At 74.1% G+C, this 21,163-nt stretch carries 18 protein-coding genes; 6 read left to right on the top strand and 12 right to left on the bottom strand.

Translation table 11 applies throughout. The annotated features are described in order from the left end of the window. Nucleotides 1-68 precede the first annotated feature (68 nt). Nucleotides 69-998, top strand: a complete 930-nt coding sequence (gene ppk2, locus CBOVI_RS08915; protein WP_010273121.1) for a polyphosphate kinase 2 — start codon at nucleotides 69-71, stop codon at nucleotides 996-998. Here the strand turns inward: ppk2 and CBOVI_RS08910 are convergent. From CBOVI_RS08910 to CBOVI_RS08855, 12 genes are all read right to left on the bottom strand, one after another. Continuing rightward, the gene (locus CBOVI_RS08910; protein ID WP_183273634.1) at nucleotides 995-4,876 is read right to left on the bottom strand and encodes a Pls/PosA family non-ribosomal peptide synthetase; all 3,882 of its coding nucleotides are present in this window, start codon (nucleotides 4,874-4,876) and stop codon (nucleotides 995-997) included. The two genes, ppk2 and CBOVI_RS08910, sit on opposite strands and share 4 nt — an antisense overlap. A gap of 1 nt (nucleotide 4,877) precedes the next feature. Then, on the bottom strand, nucleotides 4,878-5,324 hold the full coding sequence (locus tag CBOVI_RS08905; RefSeq protein ID WP_010265140.1) for a MarR family winged helix-turn-helix transcriptional regulator: 447 nt from the start codon (nucleotides 5,322-5,324) through the stop codon (nucleotides 4,878-4,880). Nucleotides 5,325-5,404: 80 nt separating this feature from the next. Then, the gene (locus CBOVI_RS08900) at nucleotides 5,405-5,713 is read right to left on the bottom strand and encodes a rhodanese-like domain-containing protein (RefSeq protein WP_010265143.1); all 309 of its coding nucleotides are present in this window, start codon (nucleotides 5,711-5,713) and stop codon (nucleotides 5,405-5,407) included. 26 nt (nucleotides 5,714-5,739) lie between these two features. Then, nucleotides 5,740-6,213, bottom strand: a complete 474-nt coding sequence (locus tag CBOVI_RS08895) for an inorganic diphosphatase (protein WP_010265146.1) — start codon at nucleotides 6,211-6,213, stop codon at nucleotides 5,740-5,742. A gap of 72 nt (nucleotides 6,214-6,285) precedes the next feature. Further along, the gene (locus CBOVI_RS08890) at nucleotides 6,286-6,747 is read right to left on the bottom strand and encodes an SRPBCC family protein (protein WP_010265151.1); all 462 of its coding nucleotides are present in this window, start codon (nucleotides 6,745-6,747) and stop codon (nucleotides 6,286-6,288) included. A 31-nt stretch (nucleotides 6,748-6,778) separates the two neighbouring features. After that, complete coding sequence (locus tag CBOVI_RS08885) at nucleotides 6,779-8,251, bottom strand: NAD-dependent succinate-semialdehyde dehydrogenase (RefSeq protein WP_010265155.1); 1,473 nt, start codon at nucleotides 8,249-8,251, stop codon at nucleotides 6,779-6,781. 5 nt (nucleotides 8,252-8,256) lie between these two features. Next, the gene (locus CBOVI_RS08880; RefSeq protein WP_010265158.1) at nucleotides 8,257-9,081 is read right to left on the bottom strand and encodes an HpcH/HpaI aldolase family protein; all 825 of its coding nucleotides are present in this window, start codon (nucleotides 9,079-9,081) and stop codon (nucleotides 8,257-8,259) included. Then, nucleotides 9,066-9,851, bottom strand: coding sequence for a 2-oxo-hept-4-ene-1,7-dioate hydratase (gene hpaH, locus CBOVI_RS08875; protein WP_010265162.1), 786 nt, complete (start codon nucleotides 9,849-9,851; stop codon nucleotides 9,066-9,068). The genes CBOVI_RS08880 and hpaH overlap by 16 nt, the downstream gene beginning before the upstream one ends. Before the next feature lie 44 nt (nucleotides 9,852-9,895). Beyond that, nucleotides 9,896-10,990 carry a 3,4-dihydroxyphenylacetate 2,3-dioxygenase gene (gene hpaD / locus CBOVI_RS08870; RefSeq protein WP_010265166.1) on the bottom strand — a complete coding sequence of 365 codons (1,095 nt, stop codon included), beginning with the start codon at nucleotides 10,988-10,990 and terminating at the stop codon, nucleotides 9,896-9,898. A gap of 30 nt (nucleotides 10,991-11,020) precedes the next feature. Beyond that, nucleotides 11,021-12,532 carry a 5-carboxymethyl-2-hydroxymuconate semialdehyde dehydrogenase gene (hpaE, locus tag CBOVI_RS08865; RefSeq protein ID WP_010265169.1) on the bottom strand — a complete coding sequence of 504 codons (1,512 nt, stop codon included), beginning with the start codon at nucleotides 12,530-12,532 and terminating at the stop codon, nucleotides 11,021-11,023. After that, entirely contained in the window at nucleotides 12,529-13,245 is a 717-nt protein-coding gene (locus CBOVI_RS08860; RefSeq protein ID WP_010265173.1) for a GntR family transcriptional regulator, read from the bottom strand. The genes hpaE and CBOVI_RS08860 overlap by 4 nt, the downstream gene beginning before the upstream one ends. Beyond that, nucleotides 13,242-14,711 carry a fumarylacetoacetate hydrolase family protein gene (locus tag CBOVI_RS08855; protein WP_125186205.1) on the bottom strand — a complete coding sequence of 490 codons (1,470 nt, stop codon included), beginning with the start codon at nucleotides 14,709-14,711 and terminating at the stop codon, nucleotides 13,242-13,244. The genes CBOVI_RS08860 and CBOVI_RS08855 overlap by 4 nt, the downstream gene beginning before the upstream one ends. A 178-nt stretch (nucleotides 14,712-14,889) precedes the next feature. Here CBOVI_RS08855 and CBOVI_RS08850 point away from each other — a divergent pair, with 178 nt between their 5' ends. The 5 genes from CBOVI_RS08850 to hpt all read left to right on the top strand — a co-directional run bounded on the left by CBOVI_RS08850 (nucleotide 14,890) and on the right by hpt (nucleotide 21,099). Further along, the gene (locus CBOVI_RS08850; RefSeq protein ID WP_043360553.1) at nucleotides 14,890-16,242 is read left to right on the top strand and encodes an MFS transporter; all 1,353 of its coding nucleotides are present in this window, start codon (nucleotides 14,890-14,892) and stop codon (nucleotides 16,240-16,242) included. A gap of 66 nt (nucleotides 16,243-16,308) precedes the next feature. Beyond that, nucleotides 16,309-18,153, top strand: coding sequence for an FAD-dependent monooxygenase (locus CBOVI_RS08845; RefSeq protein WP_010265184.1), 1,845 nt, complete (start codon nucleotides 16,309-16,311; stop codon nucleotides 18,151-18,153). 20 nt (nucleotides 18,154-18,173) lie between these two features. Then, the gene (dacB, locus tag CBOVI_RS08840) at nucleotides 18,174-19,538 is read left to right on the top strand and encodes a D-alanyl-D-alanine carboxypeptidase/D-alanyl-D-alanine endopeptidase (RefSeq protein WP_232625710.1); all 1,365 of its coding nucleotides are present in this window, start codon (nucleotides 18,174-18,176) and stop codon (nucleotides 19,536-19,538) included. Between the two features lie 8 nt (nucleotides 19,539-19,546). Then, nucleotides 19,547-20,536, top strand: a complete 990-nt coding sequence (gene tilS, locus CBOVI_RS08835; RefSeq protein ID WP_260433044.1) for a tRNA lysidine(34) synthetase TilS — start codon at nucleotides 19,547-19,549, stop codon at nucleotides 20,534-20,536. Further along, nucleotides 20,533-21,099, top strand: coding sequence for a hypoxanthine phosphoribosyltransferase (gene hpt, locus CBOVI_RS08830; RefSeq protein ID WP_010264644.1), 567 nt, complete (start codon nucleotides 20,533-20,535; stop codon nucleotides 21,097-21,099). The genes tilS and hpt overlap by 4 nt, the downstream gene beginning before the upstream one ends. Nucleotides 21,100-21,163 lie beyond the last annotated feature (64 nt).

The raw sequence follows: 21,163 nt of genomic DNA, 5'->3' as shown, positions 1-21,163 counted from the left end.
CGTGTCCGCGGGTGCACCCACCGCCGTTGTCCGGTGCCGGGGCCGGTCGTGCCACTACGATGGAGCCCATGGCGAACAGCAGCGGACCACGTGACGGCTCGGCGGACACCCCGGGGGAGGGCTTCCACGTCGTCGACCTCGCGGCGACCGAGGGGTACATCGTCGACGACTCGGACGAGGACGACCCCGTCCTCATCACCCCGGACGGTCACCGCGTCGACACCTGGCGTGAGAACTACCCCTACGACGAGCGGATGAGCCGCGACGAGTACGAGACGACGAAGCGCTCCCTCCAGATCGAACTGCTGAAGTGGCAGAACTGGACGAAGGAGACCGGCCAGAAGCACATCATCCTCTTCGAGGGCCGGGACGCCGCCGGCAAGGGCGGCACGATCAAGCGCTTCAACGAGCACCTCAACCCCCGCGGCGCCCGGACCGTCGCCCTGGAGAAGCCGTCCCCCCGGGAGGCGACCTCCTGGTACTTCCAGCGGTACATCCAGAACTTCCCGGCGGGCGGGGAGATCGTCTTCTTCGACCGCTCCTGGTACAACCGCTCCGGTGTCGAACGGGTCATGGGCTTCTGCACGAACGAGCAGCACGCGGAGTTCCTCCGCGAGGTGCCGATGCTGGAGAACATGATCATGGGCTCGGGCATCAGCCTGACGAAGCTGTGGTTCTCCGTCACGCGGACCGAGCAGCGCACCCGCTTCGCGATCCGCCAGGTCGACCCGGTCCGCCAGTGGAAGCTCTCGCCCATGGACCTCGCCTCCCTCGACCGGTGGGACGACTACACCCGGGCGAAGGAGGAGCAGTTCCGGTACACGGACACCAACGAGTCGCCGTGGATCACCATCAAGTCGAACGACAAGAAGCGCGCCCGCATCAACGCCATGCGCTACGTCCTCAGCAAGTTCGAGTACACGGGCAAGGACCACGCCGTCGTGGGGGAGCCGGACCCGCGGATCGTCAAGCGGGGCCGGGACCAGATCGGCGACTAGTCGGCGACCGTCTCCACGGGGTTGCCCTGCCACCGGGTGTGCGCGGGCAGCCGGTCGCCGCGCATGACCAGTGACGCCGGGCCGACCGTCGTCCCCGCGCCGAGGGACGACGCCGGGAGGGCGACGGAGTGCGGGCCGAGCGTCGCCCCGTCCCCGACGGTCACCCGGTCGAGGCTCATGACCCGGTCCTGGAACAGGTGGGTCTGCACGACGCACCCGGGGCCGACGGTCGCGCCCCGGCCGATCTCGCAGAGGTCCGCCTCCGGCAGCCAGTAGCTCTCGATCCACGCCCCGCGCCCGATCCGGGCGCCGAGCGCGCGGAGGAACACCGACAGGCTCGCCGTGCCCGAGGTGTGGCTGAGGAACCACGGCCCCGCGACCGTCTCGACGAACTGGTCCTGGAGCTCGTTGACCCACACGAACCCCGACCACAGCAGGTGGTCGCCCGCCCGGATCCGCCCGACGCACAGCCACTTCACGGCGACGGTGACGACGGCGGCGACCGCGCCCGCGGCGGCGAGCACCGGGCCGGACAGGACGAGCGCCACCGCCGCCCCGCCGAGCCCGCCGCCGGCGGCGACGAGCAGCCACTGCAGGCCCGCGAGGACCGCCGCCGCGATGAGCGCGGACGTCATCGGGGCGGTGAGCCGCAGCGTCTCCACGACCCCGCGCGCGGCCTTGAGCCGGAACGACGGCCGGTAGGTGCGTTCGTCGGACCCCCCGGTGTCCACCTCGACCCGACGCAGCCGCTCCGGCGGGCTGCCCAGCCAGTTCGACCCGGCCTTCGCCTTCCGCGGCGTCGACGAGAGCACCGCGACGAGACTGTTCTTCTTCAACGTGCGCTGCGGGGCGGCGATGCCCGAGTTGCCGAGGAACGACCGCTTGCCGACGCGCGTCGGCCCCGTGAGGAGCCAGCCGCCCCCGCCGAGCTCGTAGCCGCCGACCATCGTGTCGTCGGCGAGGAACGCCCCGTCGCGCACCTCGGTGAACCGGGGGACCATGACCGCGGTGGAGATCTCCGCGTCCCGGCCGACGGTCGCGCCGAGGCTCCGGAACCACGCCGGGGTGAGCTGCGCGGCGTACAGGGGGAACAGGTGCGTCCGGGCGGCGTCCATGAGCCGCTCGACGGCCCACACCCGCCAGCCCCGGTGGCTGCGCACCGGCCACACCCCGGGCCGGAGGCCCAGCGACAGCAGCCGCACGAGCAGCCACGTCAGCGCGGTGTACGCGGCGAAGACGACGAGCCCGGCCGGGGCGCCGAGGAGCACCGCCGTGAGCACCCAGCCCGCGTCCGCGCCGGACAGGGGCGTGCCCGTGAGCGCCGTCGTCGCCGCGAGGTCCGCCGCCGCGCCGACGAGGAGGGCGACGAGGGGGAGCAGGTCGAGGACGACGCTGCTCACGCCGTACACCGCGACCCAGTGCCGGCGGCGCGGCGGGGCCTGGTCCGGGAAGCGGTGCCGCGCCCGGCCGACTTTCGCGGCCGGCGAGCCGGCCCACCGGCTCCGGGCCTTGACCTTCCGGTCGCCCGTGACGCAGGACCCCGCCTCGACGTGGGCGTCGCGGCCGATCCGCGTGCCCGGCAGGAGGGTGGAGCGGGCCCCGACCGTCGCGCCCGGGCCGACGCTGACGGGGCCGACGTGGACGACGTCCCCGTCGACCCAGTACCCGCGGAGGTCGACCTCCTGCTCGACGGAGCAGTGGTCGCCGAGGGTGAGCATCCCCGTCACCGGGGGCAGCGTGTGGAGCTGGACACCCCGGCCGACGTCCGCGCCGAGCCACCGGGCGTACGTCGTGATCCACGTCGCGCCGGCGAGGCCGCGCGCGCCGGACGTGTCCGCGATCCGTTCCGCCGCCCACAGCCGCAGGTGGACGGAGCCGCCCCGCGGGTGGTCGCCGGCGGTGACGCCGCGGGTGACGAGGCGGACGGCCGCCGCGCTCAGCGGCAGGCGGCCGAGGGGGGTGACGACGACCACGACGGCGGCGAGCGCGAGCCACCACGGCACCCCGCCGACGCCGAGCACCGCGTCGGCGACGAGCAGCCACGTCAGCCACCGCGCCCCGACGAGCGTCATCGCGGGAACCTGGATGAGCGCCTGGAGCAGGCGCGTCCGCGCGCCGACGGGCCGGGGCAGCGGGGTGTCCTCCGCCGCCCCGGTCGTGTGGTCGTCGACGAAGGCGGCGAAGGCCCCGAGCCGGCTGCGGTCGTAGAGGTCGCGCACCGACACCGTCGGGGCGACCTCGCGGACGCGGGCGACGAGCGTCGCCGCGCCGAGGGACGTGCCGCCGAGGGAGAAGAAGTCCGCGTCCGCGTCCGCGACCTCCGTGCCGAGGGACTCCGACCACAGCCGGCCGAGCCACTCCTCGGTGGGGGTGGAGAAGCCGTCGCCCGCCGGCCCCTGCGCGGGCAGCGGCCACGGCAGGGCCTTCCGGTCGACCTTGCCGGACGTCGTCACGGGCAGCTCGTCGAGCACGCACACGCGCGGCACCATCGCCGCGGGGAGGCTGTCCCGCAGGTGGGCGCGGGCGTCGTCCGGGGTGACGTCGCCGGAGACGTAGGCGACGAGCACGCGGTCGCCGCCCCCGGTCGTCCGGACGACGACCGCGGACGAGCGGACGCCCGGCACCGCGGAACACGCGGCGTCGACCTCCCCGAGCTCGATGCGGCGGCCGCCGATCTTCACCTGGTCGTCGACGCGGCCGACGAAGTACAGGCCGTCCTCCTCGAGCCGGACGTGGTCGCCGGAGCGGTACGCCCGCTCCCAGCCGAGGGTCGGGGCCGGGGCGTACTTCTCCGCGTCCTTCTCCGGGTCGAGGTAGCGGGCCAGGCCCACGCCGCCGATGACGAGCTCACCGGTGCCGCCGACGGGCACGGGGGCGCCGTCCGCGTCGACGACGGCGAGGTCCCAGCCGGCCAACGGCAGGCCGATCGACACGGGGGAGACGCCGTCCATCGGCGCGGCGCACGCGACGACCGTCGCCTCCGTCGGGCCGTAGGTGTTCCACAGCTCCCGGTCCGGGGTCGCGAGCCGGGCGGCGAGCTCCGGCGGGCACGCCTCGCCGCCGAAGATGAGGAGGCGGACGGCGTCGAGCGCCTCGTCCGGCCACAGGCCCGCGAGGGTGGGGACGGTGGAGACGACGGTGACGCCCCGGGAGATGAGCCACGGTCCGAGGTCGACGCCCGAGCGGACGAGCGCCCGGGGCGCGGGGACGAGGCACGCGCCGTGCCGCCACGCGAGCCACATCTCCTCGCACGACGCGTCGAAGGCGACGGACAGGCCGGCGAGCACCCGGTCGTCCGGGCCGAGCGGCTCGTCGCGGCAGAACAGGTCCGCCTCGGCGTCGACGAACGCCGCGGCGCTGCGGTGGGTGACGGCGACGCCCTTCGGGCGGCCCGTCGAGCCGGAGGTGAAGATGATCCAGGCGTCGCTGTCCGGCGTCGGGCCGTCGGGCTCCGGCGCGGTGTCCGGGTCGGTGTCCGGCGGGGGTGTGCCGTCGGTGCGGACGGGTCCGTCGGGACCGTGGAGGACGACGATCCCCGCCTCGCCGAAGACGAGCTCGGCGCGCTCCTCCGGGTCGTCGGCGTCGACGGGGACGTAGGCGGCCCCGGCGGCGAGGACGGAGAGGATCGCGGTGTAGAGGGCGCGGTCCCCCGAGGGCATCCGCACGCCGACGCGGTCCCCGCGCCGGACCCCGAGCGCCGCGAGACGGCGGGCGCCGTCCTCGACCTCGGCGACGAGCTCGGCGTAGCTGAGGACGCCCCGGCCGTCGTCGACGGCCGCGGCGTCCGGCCAGCGCGCGGCGGTGGCGCGGAGGACGTCGACGAGGTTCCGCGGGGCGGGGGCCGCGGCGGAGCGGAGGTACTGCGGGGGGACCGTCACGTCAGTCGTCCTCGGCGGCGATGATGGACTTCGCGAGCTTCTTGAGGTGCTTGAGCTGCTTCGACGTGGACTCGTCGAGCGCGGCGTCCTCGGCGTCGTGGACGAGGGGGCGCAGCTCCGCGTGGGCCTTGCGGCCCTTCTTCGTCACGGAGATGATCTGGCGCCGGCGGTCCGCCGGGTCCTTGACGCGCTTGGCGAGGCTGCGCTTCTCGAGGGCGTCGACGAGCCGGACCATGTCCGAGCGGTCGACGCCGAGGACCTCGCCGAGGGCGGACTGGCTCGCCGCGTCGCCCGCCACGAGGCACGTCAGCACCCAGTACTCCCGGAGGTTGAACCCTTTCGTCGCCAGCTCGGCCTCGACGACGTCGCGGGTGCGACGGCGGAGGCGCTCGAGCTGGAACGACGGGGAGGACAGGAGGTCCGGGGGGAGAGGGAGGGATTCGGCCATGGGCCGATGCTACCGCGCAAAAGCGTGGGAGCGGTAATTGTAGGGGTTACCCAGTAATCCGGGGGTTCCGGGACCGGGTGTCACGCGCCCGGGGTCTCCATCGGCAGTCCGGCGTCCCGCCACCCGGCGGTGCCGTTGGCGACGTTGATCGCCTCGACGCCGTTCTGCTCCAGCCACGCGGCGGCCCGGGAGGACCGGCCGCCGGAGAGGCAGATGAGGTAGATGTCCCGGTCGAGGTCGAGCTCGCCGTACCGGGCCTGGAGCTCGGAGAGGGGGAGGTTCACGGCCCCGCGGGCGTGACCCGACGCGAACTCGTCCGGCTCCCGGATGTCGATGAGCTGGGCGCCCTCGGGCACGTCTGTGGGCTGCACGGTCTCGAAGTCACTCATGCCGCCACAGTGTACCCGCGCCGACCTCAGCCGTGGCGCGCGACGGCCTCGTCGAGGATGCGCTGCGCCTCCGCCGCGTCACCCCAGCCGGAGCCCTGCACGGACTTGCCCGGCTCGAGGTCCTTGTAGTGGACGAAGAAGTGCTCGATCTCGTCGCGGGTGAACTGGTCGACGTCGGAGATGTCCCGGAAGCGCTCGTAGCGGACGTCGTCGAGGACGCAGAGGAGCTTGTCGTCCCCGCCGGCCTCGTCGGTCATCTTGAACACGCCGACCGGGCGGGCCTTCACGGCGACACCCGGGAACACCGGCTCCGGCATGATGACGAGCGCGTCGAGCGGGTCGCCGTCCTCACCGAGGGTGCCCGGGATGAACCCGTAGTCCGCCGGGTAGCCCATCGCGGTGAACAGGTACCGGTCGAGGTGCACCTGCCCCGTCTCGTGGTCGATCTCGTACTTGTTGCGGGACCCCTTGGGGACCTCGATGGTGACGGTGAGCGCCATCGTTTCCTGTCCTTTCACGTGAACGGTCTGTCAGCGGGTCAGTCTACCCTGCCGGGTGGCGGTCCCCGCACGTCACGGCGCGGCCTCCGCCTCCCGGGCGACGGCGTCGAGCGTCGCCTCCATGCCCGCGCGGAGCTCCCGCTCGAACGACGCCTCCCCACCGAGGGCGAGCGCGACCGCCACCCGGGAGAGCGGCGTCGTCCTCCCCTCCACGAGCCGGCGCTCCGTGACGAGCGTGCCCTCCCCGGCGGGGGCGAGCTCGAACCGCCACCGCGAGCCGTTGAGGGGGATCCGGAACTCGACGACCTCGTCGCGGCGCCACCGGGTGACGACCGCCCACGTCACCCACACCAGCGGGCCGCGCCGGTTGACGTTGACGGTGACCGTCCCCGGACCCGTGCGGGACCCGAGGACGGTCATGCTGCGGCACTGCGGACTGCGCCGCCCCATCGCACCGAGGTCGGAGACGATCTGCCACACCCGGTCCGGGGCGGCGGCGACGGTGCGGGAGACGGAGATCTCCTGAGTGGTCATGCGGCCAGTGTAGGGGCCGGGCGGCCGCCCGTCACCGCCACGGGTCCGGGTAGCCGACGTACCGGACCGACGTGTACTCCTCCAGGCCCTCGGGGCCGCCCTCCCGGCCCGTGCCGGACATCTTCACCCCGCCGAACGGGGCCGAGGCGTCCGAGATCACCCCGGCGTTCGCGCCGAGCAGGCCGAACTCCAGGGACTCCGACAGCCGCAGCACCCGGTCGTGGTCGCCGGTGAAGACGTACGACGCGAGGCCGTACTCGGTGTCGTTCGCCATGGCCACGGCCTCCTCCTCGGTGCGGAAGGTCTGGACCGGCGCGACCGGGCCGAAGATCTCCTCCCGGACGACCCGCGCGTCGGCGGGCACGTCCGCGAGGACCGTCGGCCGGACGTAGTGGCCGGGACCCGCCGGCGCGTCCCCGCCCGTGACGACCCGGGCCCCGCGGGACACGGCGTCGTCGATGAGCTCAGTGACCGACGCGACCGCGCGGCCGTCGACGAGCGGGCCGCAGTCCGTGGCCGGGTCCGTGCCGTCACCGACCGTGAGCCGCCCGACGGTCTCGCCGAACGCGGCCGTGAACTCCGCGGCGACGTCCTCGTGGACGAGGAACCGGTTCGCCGCCGTGCACGCCTGGCCGCCGTTGCGCATCTTCGCGGCGACGGCCCCGGCCACCGCGGCGTCGAGGTCCGCGTCCGGGAAGACGAGGAACGGCGCGTTCCCGCCGAGCTCCATCGACGTGCGCAGCACCCGGTCCGCCGCCTGCCGCAGCAGCACCTGGCCCACCGGCGTCGAGCCCGTGAACGAGACCTTCCGCAGCCGGGGGTCGGTCATGAGCGTGCCGGACACCGTCGACGCCCGCTGCGACGACACGACGTTGAGCACCCCCGGCGGCAGGCCGGCCTCCGTGAGCACGTCCGCGAGCAGCAGCGACGTCAGCGGCGTGAGCGACGCCGGCTTGAGGACCATCGTGCACCCCGCCGCGAGGGCCGGGGCGATCTTGCGGGTCGCCATCGCCAGCGGGAAGTTCCACGGGGTGATGAGGAGGCAGGGGCCGACGGGACGCCGCAGCGTGAGGACGCGGAGCGCCCCCGCCGGCGACGGCGCGTACCGGCCGAAGTCCCGGTCCGCCTCGCCGGCGAACCACCGCAGGTAGGACGCGCCGTACGTGACCTCGGTCCGGGCCTCCGCGAGGGTCTTGCCCATCTCCAGGGTCATGACCGTGGCGAAGTCCTCCGCCCGCTCCGTCACGGCCTCGAAGGCGCGGCCGAGGAGCGCCGCGCGGGTCGCCGACGGGGTGCGCGCCCAGTCCTCCTGGGCGGCGCACGCGGCGTCGAGGGCGGCGGTGACGTCCCCGGCGGTGGCCGTGGCGACGTGCGTGAGCGTCGTCTCCGTCGCCGGGTTCTCGACGGCCAGCGGCTCGTCGCCGCCGTCACGCCAGGTCCCGCCGATGAGGAGGCCGGTGGGGACGTCCGGGGGCAGGGTTCTGAGGGGGGTCGGGGGGTTCACGGGCGTCAGCCTTTCGTGGGGTCGGTGGTGCCGGTGGTGGCGGTGCCGGGGTCCCCGCCGCGGAAGGTCCCGGCGAGGGTGACGGCCGACGCGGCGAGCTGCTGCACGTCGGCCCCGACGAGGACGAAGGACGCGCCGGCGTCGACGTACCGGCGCGCGAGGGTGAGGTCGAAGGCGTTGACCCCGACCGGGGTGCCGGTCCCGCGGACGGCGTCGAGCGCGCGGGTCACCGCGGCGACGACGTCCGGGTGGGACTGGTCGCCCAGGTGCCCCATCGACGCGGCGAGGTCGGACGGGCCGACGAAGACCGCGTCGACGCCCTCGACGGAGGCGATGTCCGCGGCCGCGTCGACGGCGGCGGCGGACTCGACCTGGACGGTGACGCTCACCGTCCGGGCCGCGCGCGCGAGGTAGCCGGGCACGAGGTTCCAGCGGGCCGAGCGGGCGAGGGCGCTGCCGACGCCCCGCACCCCCTCCGGCGGGTAGCGGGTGGCCCGGACGACGGCCTCGGCGTCCGCCGCGGAGTCCACCATCGGGACCATGAGGTTCTGGGCGCCGAGGTCGAGGTACCGCTTGATGACGGTGGTGTCCCCGACGGGCACCCGGACGACGGGCGTCGCCGGGTACGGGGCGACGGCCCGGAGCAGGTCCGTCACCGTGCCGAGGTCGTAGGGGGAGTGCTCCCCGTCGATGAGGAGCCAGTCCAGGCCGGACGCGGCGAGGATCTCCGCCGCCGTCGCGGACCCGGAGGACACCCACATGCCGGTGAGCGGCCGGGGGCCGGCGAGCCGGTCGGCGAACGTCGGCGGGAGCTCTAGCGGAGACTGCACGTCACCACCCCCAGCTCCCGGTAGTCCACCTGGACGGTGTCCCCGGGGTACACCCACACGGGCCGGGTGAAGGACCCGGCGAGGATGACCTGCCCGGCCTCGAGGGACTCCCCGTGGCCGGCGAGCCGGTCGGCGAGCCACGCGACCCCGCGCGCCGGGTGGTCGAGGACCGCCGCGGCGACGCCGGACTCCTCGACGACCCCGTTGCGGTGGAGGACCGCGGAGACCCACCGCAGGTCGACGGCGTCCGGGCGGACCGGACGCCCGCCGAGGACGACCCCGCCGAGCGCGGCGTTGTCCGCGATCGTGTCGACGATCGTCCGGCCCTCCATGTCCACCCGGGAGGAGAGGATCTCCAGGGCCGGGGTGACGTACTCGGTGGCGCGGAGGACGTCGGTCAGCGTCGTCCCCGGACCCTCGAGCGGGGCCCCGAGGATGAAGGCGAGCTCCACCTCGATGCGCACGTTCGAGTACCGGGAGTGCTCGACGACCGCGCCCGTCTCGTGGACCTGGTCGGCGAGGATCGTCCCGTAGTCCGGTTCGGTGATCCCGGTCGCGTCCTGCATGACCTTCGAGGTCAGGCCGATCTTCCGGCCGACGACGCGACGCCCCGCCGCGACGGCGCGCCGGGTCCAGGCCTGCTGGACGGCGTAGGAGTCCTCCACCGTCATGTCCGGGTGGCGTGCCGTGAGCAGCGGCACGGTCGTCCGGTCCCGTTCGGCGGTGGCGAGCTCGGCGGCGATGGTGTCGAGGGTGGCCGGTTCCAGCACTGTGTGCCTCCTTCAGGTCGTTCAGGTCGGTGGGTGGGTGGGGCTCAGGCCCCGGCGTCCGGGGTGGCGTCGGGCGCGGGGCGCCGTTTCCACGACGGCAGCTCCTCGCCGGGGCGGGTGTAGGCGAAGCCGTCGGCGCCGATCGTCTGCGCCATCTCCGACGGGTCCTCGCGGGTGACGAGCGGGACGGGGTTGCCGTCGAGGTCGAGCACCCGGGAGGCGTCGGTGTACCACGAGGGCACGACGGGCGTGCCCCACCAGTCGCGGCGCTGGTTGTCGTGGACGTCCCACGTCACCCGGGGGTTGTCCGGGTCACCCGTGTAGTAGTCCTGGGTGTAGATCTCGACGCGGTGCCCGTCGGGGTCCCGGAGGTACAGGTAGAAGGCGTTGGAGACGCCGTGCCGCCCCGGGCCGCGCTCGATGGCGTCGGAGCGGCGGAGCGCGCCGAGCCGGTCGCAGATGGCGAGGATGTTGTGCTTCTCGTGGGTGGCGAAGGCCACGTGGTGCATCCGCGGGCCGTCGCCGCCGGTCATGGCGGTGTCGTGGACGGTCGGCTTGCGGCGCAGCCACGCCGCGTACTGCGTGCCCTCCGCGTCCTGGATGTCCTCGGTGACCTGGAAGCCGAGGGCCTCCATGACCTCCACGCCCTTCGGCACGTCCGGGGTGACCTGGTTGAAGTGGTCGAGGCGGACGAGGCAGCCCGGGGTGTGGAGGTCGTAGCGCCAGGCGAGCCGCTCGGCGTGCTCGATGCCGTGGAAGAACTCGAGCGGGAAGCCCAGCGGGTCCTCGACGCGCACCGCGTCGCCGACACCGTGGACGAACCCGTCGGCGCGGCGCTCGACGCGGCAGCCGAGGGCGCGGTAGTACTCCTCCGCGCGGTCGACGTCGGCCGCCGACCGGACCCGGTAGGCGAAGACGGCGACGGCCGGCTCCGGCCCGACGCGCAGCACGAGGTTGTGGTGGATGAACTCCTCCGCGGCGCGGAGGTAGAGGGCGTCGTCCTCCTCACGGCTGACCGTGAGACCGAGGACGTCGACGTAGAACTCCCGCGACCGGGCGAGGTCGGAGACGACGATCTCCATGTAGGCGCAGCGGAGGATGTCGGGGACCGACGGGGTGGGTGTGGGTGAGGGGGTCATGACTGTTCTCCCTGGTGTGTGGACGGGTGGTCAGGCGGAGGTGTCGCGCCCGAAGACGGGGTTGTGGACCTCGCCGAGGTTGATGTGCACCGCCTGCTGGTCGGTGTAGAAGTCGATGGACCGGTAGCCGCCCTCGTGGCCGAGACCGGAGGCCTTCACCCCGCCGAACGGGGTGCGCAGGTCGCGGACGTTGTTCGAGTTGAGCCAGACCATCCCGCTCTCGACCGCCTGGGCCACGGTGTGGGCGCGGCGCAGGTCACTGGTCCAGATGTAGGCGGCGAGGCCGTAGTCCGTGTCGTTGGCCAGGGCGACCGCCTCCTCGTCCGTGTCGAACGGGGTGATGGCGACGACCGGGCCGAAGATCTCCTCCCGGAAGATCCGCGCCGTCGGCGGCACGTCGGCGAAGACCGTCGGGGCGACGAAGTTGCCCTCGTCGAACCCCTCCGGGCGCCCGCCGCCGGCGACGAGCCGGCCCTCGGACTTGCCGAGCTCGACGTAGCTCATGACCTTCTCGTAGTGCTCCGGGTGGACGAGCGCCCCGACCTCGGTCTCCGGGTCGTGGGGCAGGCCGACGCGCACGCGGGAGGCCTGGGCGGCGTACCGCTCGACGAACTCGTCGTACACGGGCCGCTGGACGAGGATGCGGGAGCCGGCGGTGCAGCGCTCGCCGTTGAGCGAGAACACGCCGAAGATCGTCGCGTCGATGGCGGTGTCGAGGTCGGCGTCGGCGAAGACGACGGCGGGGGACTTGCCCCCGAGCTCCATCGACAGCCCCTTGAGGTACGGGGCGGCGTTGCCGAAGATGATCTGGCCCGTCCGCGACTCCCCGGTGAAGGAGATGAGCGGGACGTCCGGGTGCTTGACGAGCGCGTCGCTGGCGCTCTCGCCGAAGCCGTTGACGAGGTTGAACACGCCCTCGGGCAGCCCGGCCTCCTCGAAGATCCCCGGCCAGAGCTGCGCGGACAGCGGGGTGAACTCCGCCGGCTTGAGGACGACGCTGTTGCCCGTCGCGATCGACGGCGCGAGCTTCCACGACTCGAGCATGAACGGCGTGTTCCACGGTGTGATGAGCCCGGCGACGCCGATCGGCTTGCGGTTGACGTAGTTGATCTGGCGGCCGGGCACCTTGTAGGCGTCGTCGGCCTGGGCGACGATGAGGTCGGCGAAGAACCGGAAGTTCTCCGCGGCGCGCCGGGCCTGCCCGCGGGACTGGCTGATCGGCAGGCCGGAGTCGAAGGTCTCCATCTCCGCGAGCTCGTCCTCGCGGCTCTCGACGAGGTCGGCGATGCGGTGGAGCACCCGGGAGCGCTCCCGGGGGAGGGCCCGGGCCCACGGGCCCTCCTCGAACGCGGTGCGGGCGGCGGCGACGGCGGCGTCGATGTCCGCCTTCTGGCCGGAGGCGGCGGTGACGTACGTCGTGTTGCCGACCGGTTCGAGCACGTCGAACGTGCCGCCGTCCACGGAGTCGGTGAACCGGCCGCCGATGTAGTGGCGGATGCGGTCCGGGACGCCCGCCGGGGGCGTCGGTGCGGTGGTGGTCATGATGTGGCCTTTCTGCGGTTCTGGTGGGTGTGGGACCCCGGGGCGCGCTCGAGGCAGGCCTCGAGGGTCGCCATCCGGTGCCGGCGGGCGACCTGCCCGACGTAGGCGGGGTCGGCGCCGGCCCGGATGAGGTCGACGATGCGGGTGTGCTCCGCGACCGACGCGGGGGCCCGCTCCGGCACGAAGGCGAAGGTGGACTCCCGCTGGTGGTCGAGCCGGTCCCACTCGGTCGTGAGCAGTTCCCGGAGCCGGGTGTTCGGCGACCGCCGGAAGAGGATGCTGTGGAACCGGCGGTTGAGGAGCGTGAACCGGCGGGGGTCGAGGTCGTCGAGGAGCGCCGCCATCTCGGCGTTGCACTCCTCGGCGTCGTCGAGGTCGAGGGCGGTGAGCCGCGGGACGGCCAGCGCCGTCGCCGCCTCCTCGAGGTAGGCGACGACCTCCATGGTCTCCGCGTAGCTCCGGCCGTCGACCATCGCGACCCGGGCCCCGACGTTGCGTTCGAAGGTCACCAGGTCCTCGGCTTCGAGCTGCCGGATCGCCTCCCGGACGGGGACGACGCTCACGCCGAGCTCCTCGGCGAGGCTGCTGAGCACGAGCCGGTGGCCCGGGGCGAACTCGTGGTTGTGGATCCGTTCCCGGATCCACCGGTAGGCCCGCTCGGTCTTCCCCGCGCGGGACGGGGCCGTGTGTGTCGTGTGTGCCGTGCCGTTCACCGCTCACGCTCCCAGGCCTCGGCCCAGCGGCCGGTCGGGGGGAAGAGCCCGTCGACCGGGTTGCCCTCGGCGACCCGCGCGGCGACCCACGCGTCCTGGCGCTCCTTCTCCGCCGCGACGCGCGCGACGTCGGCGGCGATGTCCCGGGGCACGACGACGACGCCGTCGTCGTCCCCGAGGACGATGTCGCCGGGCACGACCGTCGTCCCGCCGCACGCGACCGGGAGGTCGGCGTCCCACGGGACGTGGCGGCGGCTGAGGACCGCCGGGTGGGGGGTGCGGGTGAACACCGGCAGGCCGGTCGCGGCGACGGCGGCGGAGTCCCGGACCCCGCCGTCGGTGACGACGCCCGCGGCGCCGAGGTGCCGCGCCCGCAGCGCGAGGACGTCGCCGAGGGTGCCCGCCGTGGGGTCCTCACCGGCGTCGATGACGAGCACCTCGCCCTCGCGGAGCGCGTCGAACGCCCGCTTCTGGGCGTTGTACCCGCCGCCCCGCGCGCTGACGAGATCCTCCCGTCCGGGCAGGAACCGCAGCGTCCGGGCGACGCCGACGAACCCCCGCCCGGCGGTGAGCGGCCGCACCCCCTCGACGACGCACCGGTCGATCCCCCGCCGGCGCAGCTCGGCCGAGACCCCCGCGGTGGGCAGCCCGTCGAACGCCGCGCGGAGCCCGCGGTCCGCGGCGTCGAGCCCGGCGGCGGCGCGGTCGCCCCAGGCGTCCTCGCGCTGCCGGTCGTCGACGTGGGGCAGGGCGCCGAGCGCGGGGTCGAAGTCCCCGGGACCCTCGGTGACCGGGGTGCGGAGCCGCCCGGAGGTGGGGTGGCCGGGGGTGTCGGGGGCGTCGACCTCGACCTCGAGGACGTCACCGGGGACGGCGACGCCGGCGCCCGCCGGGGTGCCGGTGAGGATGACGTCGCCCGGTTCGAGGGTGAGGTGCTGGGAGAGGTCGGCGACGAGCTGCGGGAGGGGGAAGAGGAGGTCCTCGTCGCCGGTCCGGCCCTCCTGGACGAGCGTGCCGTTGAGCCACGTGCGCACGCGGAGGGCGGTGGGGTCGACGGTCCGGGCGTCGATGAGCTCCGGGCCGAGCGGGGTGAAGCCGTCCCGGCTCTTGGAGCGGACGTTCGAGCCCTTGTCGGCGGTGCGGTAGTCGTACAGCCCGACGTCGTTCGCCGCGGTCACGGCCCCGACGTGGGACCAGGCCTCCGCGAGCGGGACCCGGTGGGCGCGGCTGCCGATGACGAGGGCGATCTCCCCCTCGAAGCCGAGGAGTTCGGTCCCCGCGGGGCGCGCGACGGGCTCGCCGGTCCGGGAGAGGGAGCCGACGGACTTGAGGAAGTAGGAGGGGGTCGACGGCGTCCGCCCCCGCTGGCGGGCCCGGGAGACGTAGTCGACGTGGACGGCGATGACCGTGGAGGGGGAGGGCAGCTGCCCCGGCCCGGTCCCGGTGTGCGGCGTTGTGTCGTGCATGGTGCGTCCGTGCCTCCGTCCGCCCCCCGGCGGGAGCCCTCGCGTGTGATGTCTTGTGACCGAAAAGGTCTTGTGTATGAAACCAGATCGTATATGATCGTCCGCAGGTCCACAAGTGGTGTGGATCACAAACATTCTGTCCAACAGGTGACATCACTAGGAGGCCGACATGGTGGACATGTCAGTCACGGCGCCCGCACGGGGCATCACGATCGCGGAGCGCCGGCGGGTCGTCGCCGCGACGACCGTCGGGACCGCGATCGAGTGGTACGACTACTTCCTCTACGCGGCCGCGGCGGGCCTGGTGTTCCGCACCGTCGTCTTCGCCCCCCTCGGGCCGGCCGCCGCGACGGTCGTGTCCTTCCTCACCGTCGGCCTGTCCTTCCTCGTCCGGCCGTTCGGCGCCCTGCTGGCCGGCCACTACGGCGACCGCATCGGCCGGCGGACCGTCCTCATGGTCACGCTCCTGTGCATGGGGGCGTCGACCACCCTCATCGGCCTACTGCCGACGTACGCCAGCATCGGCGTCTGGTCTCCCGTCCTGCTCATCGTCCTCCGCGTCCTCCAGGGCGTGTCCGCCGGCGGGGAGTGGGGCGGTGCCGTGCTCATGTCCGTCGAGCACGCCCCCGTCGACCGCCGGGGCCTCTACGGCTCCGGACCCCAGGTGGGCGTGCCGATCGGCCTGCTCATGGCGTCCGGGGCGCTCGGCCTCGTGTCCGTCATCGCGCCGGGTGACGCGTTCACCGCCTGGGGCTGGCGCATCCCGTTCCTCGTGAGCGCCGTCCTCGTCGTCGTCGGCTACCTCGTCCGGCACGGCGTCGAGGAGTCCCCGGTGTTCACCGAGATCGTCGAGCGGGGTGCGGCGGCGTCCGCGCCCGTCGGCGTGCTCCTCCGCGGGCACCTCCCGGTGGTCGTCGTCGCCGCGCTCGTCTTCGCGGGCAACGGCGCCGTCGGCTACATGACGACGGGCGGGTACATCCAGAGCTACGCGACGGACCCGGCGGGCCCGCTGCGGATGGACCGCACCGGCGTGCTCCTCATCGTCTCGGCGTCCGCGGTCGTGTGGGGGGTGTCGACGCTGCTCGCCGGCTGGCTCTCCGACAAGGCCGGGCGCCGGACGACCTACCTGCTCGGCTTCGCGCTCCAGTTCCTCGGTGTCCTCGCCCTGTTCCCCCTCGTCGACACCGGGAACCTGGGGCTGCTCGCCGTCGCGCTCGCCGGCCTGTCGGTGGGCCTCGGGTTCACCTACGGCCAGCAGTCCGCCATGTACGCCGAGCTCTTCCCCGCGAACCTCCGGTTCTCCGGGGTGTCGGTGACGTACGCGCTCGGGGCGATCCTCGGCGGGGCGTTCTCGCCCACCGTCGCCACGCTCCTGCGCAACGCCACCGGCGGGACGGGGGCCATCACCGTCTACCTCGGCGCGATGACCGTCGTCGGCTTCATCGCCGCGTTCGTCCTGCGCGACCGCACCGGGGTCCCCCTCGGTCAGGACGACGCCACCACCCTCCCACGATTCCGAGGTCTCCGGTGACCGCCTCCGGCACCGGGATCATATATGACCATGCCGCGCACTGCGCCGCGGCCGCAAGGAGAAGTCATGAAATTCCACCACCACGGGTACGTCTCCGGTGACCCGCGTCGCAGTCCCGACGCCCAGGCCACCGAGTGGCCCACCGAGATCCCCGACGAGGTCGACGTCCTCATCGTCGGCGCGGGCCCCGCGGGGATGATCGCGGCGGCGCAGCTGTCCGTCATCCCGGGGGTCACCACCCGCGTCATCGACCGCCGCCCCGGCCGCCTCGAGGTCGGCCAGGCCGACGGCATCCAGGCCCGGAGCGTGGAGACCTTCCAGGCGTTCGGCTTCGCCGACCGGATCAGCGAGGAGGCCTTCCACATCACCGAGACGGCCTTCTGGCGCCCGGACCCGGAGGACCCGGAGCGGATCGTCCGCGCCGGCCGCACCGTCGACGACGAGACCGGCATCAGCGAGTTCCCCCACCTCATCGTCAACCAGGCCCGCATCCTCGACAACTTCGCCGAGTTCATGGCGAACTCGCCGAGCCGGATGCGGCCCGACTACGGCTGGGAGTTCACCGGCCTGCGCCGGGAGGGCGACGTCGTCCACGTGACGATCCGCGACACGGACGGCCGGGAGCGCACGGTCCGCGCCCGGTACGTCGTCGGGGCCGACGGGGCCCACAGCAAGGTGCGCGCGGCGATCGGCCGGACGATGACCGGCGACGCCGCCAACCACGCCTGGGGCGTCATGGACGTCGTCGCGGCGACGGACTTCCCGGACATCCGCCGCAAGTGCGCGATCCAGTCCTCGCACGGCGCGATCCTCCACATCCCCCGGGAGGGCGGCCACCTGTTCCGCATGTACGTCGACCTCGGGGAGGTCCCCGTCGACGACGACCACGCCGTCCGCCGCACCCCGCTCGACGAGGTCATCCGCCGGGCCAACGAGATCCTCCACCCGTACACCCTCGACGTCCGCGACGTCGCGTGGAACAGCGTCTACGAGGTCGGCCACCGCCTCACCGACCGGTTCGACGACGACGCCGACGACCCCCGCGTGTTCATCCTCGGCGACGCCTGCCACACCCACAGCGCGAAGGCCGGCCAGGGCATGAACGTGTCGATGCAGGACGGCTTCAACCTCGCGTGGAAGCTCGCGTACGTCCTCACGGGCCGCTCCCCGGAGGAGCTGCTGCGGACGTACTCGTCCGAGCGGACGGAGGTCGCCGCGAACCTCATCGCCTTCGACCGCGAGTGGTCGTCGATGATGGCCCGGCCCGTCGACGACCCGCGCGACGCGGCGGAGATCGAGCGGTTCTACATCGCGGGGGAGGAGTTCTCCAACGGCTTCCTCACCGAGTACCCGCCGTCGCTCGCGACCGACGGGACGGAGGACCAGGCCGTCGCGACGGGCTACCCGGTCGGCCGGCGCTTCCACTCCGTCGAGGTCAACCGGCTCTGCGACGCCTACCCGGTCCACCTCGGCCACGAGGCGACCGCCGACGGGCGGTGGCGCGTCTACGTCTTCGGCGACGTCGCGGAGACGCCCGTCGGACCCCGGCTGCAGCGGTGGGCGGACTGGTGGCAGGAGTCCCCGGACTCGCCCCGGGTGCGGTGCACGGGGGAGGGGGACGACGACGCCCTCTTCGACGCCCGCGTCGTCCTCCCCTGCGACCACCGGGCGGTGGACACCACGGACGTGCCCCGCGGGTTCCGCCCCGAGGTCGGCCCGTTCCACCTCACCGACCTCGGCAAGGCGTACTGCGTCCTGCCCGGCCACGACACGTGGGCCGAGCGGGGGATCTCCCGGGACGGGGCGGTCGTCCTCGTCCGGCCCGACCAGTACGTCGCGGGCGTGTACGCGCTCGACGACACCGACGCGCTCGCCGCGTTCCTCCGGCCGGTCCTGCTCACCGCGTCCTGACGGCGATAGGCTGGTCCACCGTGAGTGGAACCAGGAAACGCCGTATCTGGCCGTGGCTGGCGGGGATCGTCGCGTTCATCGTCGTCGTGGCGGTCGTCGTCACGGCCGCGGTGGTGTGGTCCGACCGCTCCGGGACGACGGTCGCCGCCGCCCCGGGCCCCGACCCCGCCCCGGCGGCGCTGCTGCCGGCGACGGACGCCGGGCCGCTGCCGGACGTCCCCTCCGCCCTCGCCGGGCCCGCCGGTGACCCCGCCCTCGGCGCCCTGTCCGGGGAGGTCTCGGACGCGGCGACGGGGAAGTCGCTGTGGTCCGGCGCCGGCGACCGCCCGCTGGTCCCGGCGTCGTCGACGAAGCTGCTCACCGCCTCGGCGGCGCTGCTGGAGCTCGGGCCGGACGCGACCGTGCCGACGGTCGTCGCCCGGGGCGCGCGTCCCGGGGAGGTCGTCGTCGTCGGCGGCGGCGACGTGACGCTCGCCCGGACCGCCGGGTCCGGCACGTTCACCGACGCGGCGACGGTGGCCGACCTCGCCGACCAGGTCCGCGCGGCGCTCGGGGGCGAGCCGGTGACGGCGGTGACGGTGGACGACTCGGTCCGCGGGGGCTCCTTCTTCAACGACACGTGGGACCGCGCGGACGTCGCCGGCGGCAACGTCACCGACCTCGGGGGGACCATGCTCGACGCGGGCCGCGTCGACCCCCGGGACACGTACTCGCCCCGGTCGACGACCCCGTCGGCGGACGTCGGCCACGCCCTCGCCGCCGCGCTCGGCGCCCCGGACGTCCCGGTGGCGACGTCGCCGACGCCCGTGCCGCACGCGGACACCCTCGGCGAGGTGCGCTCCGCCCCGCTCGTCACGCGCGTCCGCGACATGCTCCTCCACAGCGACAACCTCCTCGCCGAGGCCGTCGGCCGGGAGGTCGCCGCGCACCGGGGTGCCCCGGGGACGTTCCGGGGCGCCGTCGACGCCGTCCTCGGCACGCTCCGCGACCACGGCCTCGGCACGGACGGCGCGGTGCTCGTCGACACCTCCGGGATGAGCGGCGACGACCGGCTCTCGGCGCACCTCCTCGACGGCGTCCTCGCCGCCGCGGCCGCCCCGCGCGCCGGGGACCTCGGCCTTCTCCTCGACGCCCTCCCCGTCGCCGGCGGCGACGGCACCCTCCGCGACTGGTACTCCGTGCCCTCGGGGGCGCGCGACGGCGCCGGGTGGGTGCGGGCGAAGACCGGCACCCTCGACGGCGTCAACGCGCTCGCCGGCACGGTGACGACGCGCGGCGGCCGGGCGCTGACCTTCGCCTTCATCTCGAACACCCCGGGCGGCGGGGACATCGACGCGGGCCGGGCGGCCCTCGACCGGCTCGCCGCCGCGCTGCGGGACATGTGAGGTCCGCCGTGAGGCACACCGCCGCGGTCCGCCGGGCCCTCCGCGCCGCCGCCGCCGACCTCCCCGCGGGGACGGACGCGGTGACCGTCGGCGTGTCCGGGGGCGGGGACTCGCTCGCCCTCGTCGCCGCCGCGTGCGCGGAGGGGTTCGGGGTCCGGGCGGTCGTCGTCGACCACGGTCTCCAGCCGGGCTCGGCGGCGGTCGCGGCGCGGGCGGCGGCGACGTGCCGGGACCTGGGGGCGGAGGCGGAGGTCGTCGCGGTCACGGTCGACGGGCCGGGGGAGGGGCCGGCGCGGGACGCCCGGTACCGGGCCCTCGGCCGGGCCGCGCGGGGTCCGCTCGCCGTCGGGCACACCGCCGACGACGACGCGGAGGGGGTGCTGCTCGGCCTCGCCCGGGGGTCGGGGACGACGAGCCTCGCGGGGCTGGCCCCGGTGACCGTCGACCACCCGGCCGTCGCCGCGGGGGCGACGCTGCTGTGGCGCCCCCTCCTCCGCGTGACGCGGGAGCAGACCTACGGGTCGTGCGCCGAGCTCGGGCTGGACCCGTGGCGGGACCCGCACAACGCGAGCCCGGACGTCCTCCGCAGCCGCCTGCGTCACGAGGTCATGCCGCTGCTGCGGGAGGTGCTGGGGGAGGCGGTCGGCGCGAACCTCGCCCGGTCCGCCCGGCTGCTCCGGGAGGACGACGACGCCCTCCGCGCGCTGACCCCCACCCCGGGCCCGGGCCCGCTGCCGGTCGCGACGCTGGCGGGCCTGCCCGCGGCCCTGCGCCGGCGCACGGTGCGGGCGTGGCTGCGGGGCCGGGCGGGGGCGCTGACGGCGGCGCACCTCGGTGCCGTCGACGCGCTCGTCGCGGACTGGCACGGGCAGGGGCCCGTCAGTGTCCCGTGGCCGTCTACAATGGACGCGGCACGGCGGGCGGACCTCAGGCTGGTGGTCGCCCGCCGGGACGCAGACCTTGTCCTGGACGAGCAGCCGAGAAAGCGACACGTATGAACGACATCCCTTCCACCTGCTACGGAGACGACCTCGGGGAGATGCTCGTCGACGAGCGGACGCTCCAGGCGCGGGTCCGGGAGATGGCGGACGCCGTCTCCGACCGGTTCCGTGACGAGGAGGAGGACCTCATCCTCGTGTGCGTCCTCAAGGGCGCGGTCTTCTTCATCACGGACTTCGCCCGGGCGCTCAGCGTCCCGAGTCAGCTCGAGTTCATGGCGGTGTCCTCGTACGGCTCGTCGACGAGCTCCTCCGGGGTGGTGCGCATCCTCAAGGACCTCGACCGGGACATCGAGGGGCGCAACGTCGTCATCGTCGAGGACATCATCGACTCCGGTCTCACCCTGTCCTGGCTCCACAAGAACCTCAGCAACCGCAACCCGAAGTCGCTCACCGTCGTCTCCCTCCTCCGCAAGCCGGAGGCGGTGCGGACGAAGGTCGAGATCGCGGACGTCGGTTTCGACATCCCGGACCGGTTCGTGGTGGGCTACGGGCTCGACTACGCCGAGCGCTACCGCGACCTCCCCTTCGTGTGCGTGCTCCGGGAGTCCGTCTACAGCTGAGCCACCGACCCCCAGCAGCCGCCGGACGTTGTGTGTCCGGCGGCTGCGTTACCCTAGTGAGATC

The sequence above is a fragment of the Corynebacterium bovis DSM 20582 = CIP 54.80 genome (genome assembly GCF_030408615.1).
Classification (GTDB): Bacteria; Actinomycetota; Actinomycetes; order Mycobacteriales; family Mycobacteriaceae; genus Corynebacterium; species Corynebacterium bovis.
Note: the sequence above shows the minus strand (reverse complement) of the source record. Positions and strands in the feature narration are given on the sequence as shown.

Coding starts and splice junctions, on each gene's coding strand:
- CBOVI_RS08855 (WP_125186205.1), bottom strand. CDS start 14,711: ATGCACGACACAACGCCGCACACCGGGACCGGGCCGGGGCAGCTGCCC.
- CBOVI_RS08850 (WP_043360553.1), top strand. CDS start 14,890: ATGTCAGTCACGGCGCCCGCACGGGGCATCACGATCGCGGAGCGCCGG.
- CBOVI_RS08890 (WP_010265151.1), bottom strand. CDS start 6,747: ATGACCACTCAGGAGATCTCCGTCTCCCGCACCGTCGCCGCCGCCCCG.
- hpaE (WP_010265169.1), bottom strand. CDS start 12,532: ATGACCACCACCGCACCGACGCCCCCGGCGGGCGTCCCGGACCGCATC.
- CBOVI_RS08905 (WP_010265140.1), bottom strand. CDS start 5,324: ATGGCCGAATCCCTCCCTCTCCCCCCGGACCTCCTGTCCTCCCCGTCG.
- CBOVI_RS08900 (WP_010265143.1), bottom strand. CDS start 5,713: ATGAGTGACTTCGAGACCGTGCAGCCCACAGACGTGCCCGAGGGCGCC.
- CBOVI_RS08895 (WP_010265146.1), bottom strand. CDS start 6,213: ATGGCGCTCACCGTCACCATCGAGGTCCCCAAGGGGTCCCGCAACAAG.
- CBOVI_RS08845 (WP_010265184.1), top strand. CDS start 16,309: ATGAAATTCCACCACCACGGGTACGTCTCCGGTGACCCGCGTCGCAGT.
- hpaD (WP_010265166.1), bottom strand. CDS start 10,990: ATGACCCCCTCACCCACACCCACCCCGTCGGTCCCCGACATCCTCCGC.
- ppk2 (WP_010273121.1), top strand. CDS start 69: ATGGCGAACAGCAGCGGACCACGTGACGGCTCGGCGGACACCCCGGGG.
- hpt (WP_010264644.1), top strand. CDS start 20,533: ATGAACGACATCCCTTCCACCTGCTACGGAGACGACCTCGGGGAGATG.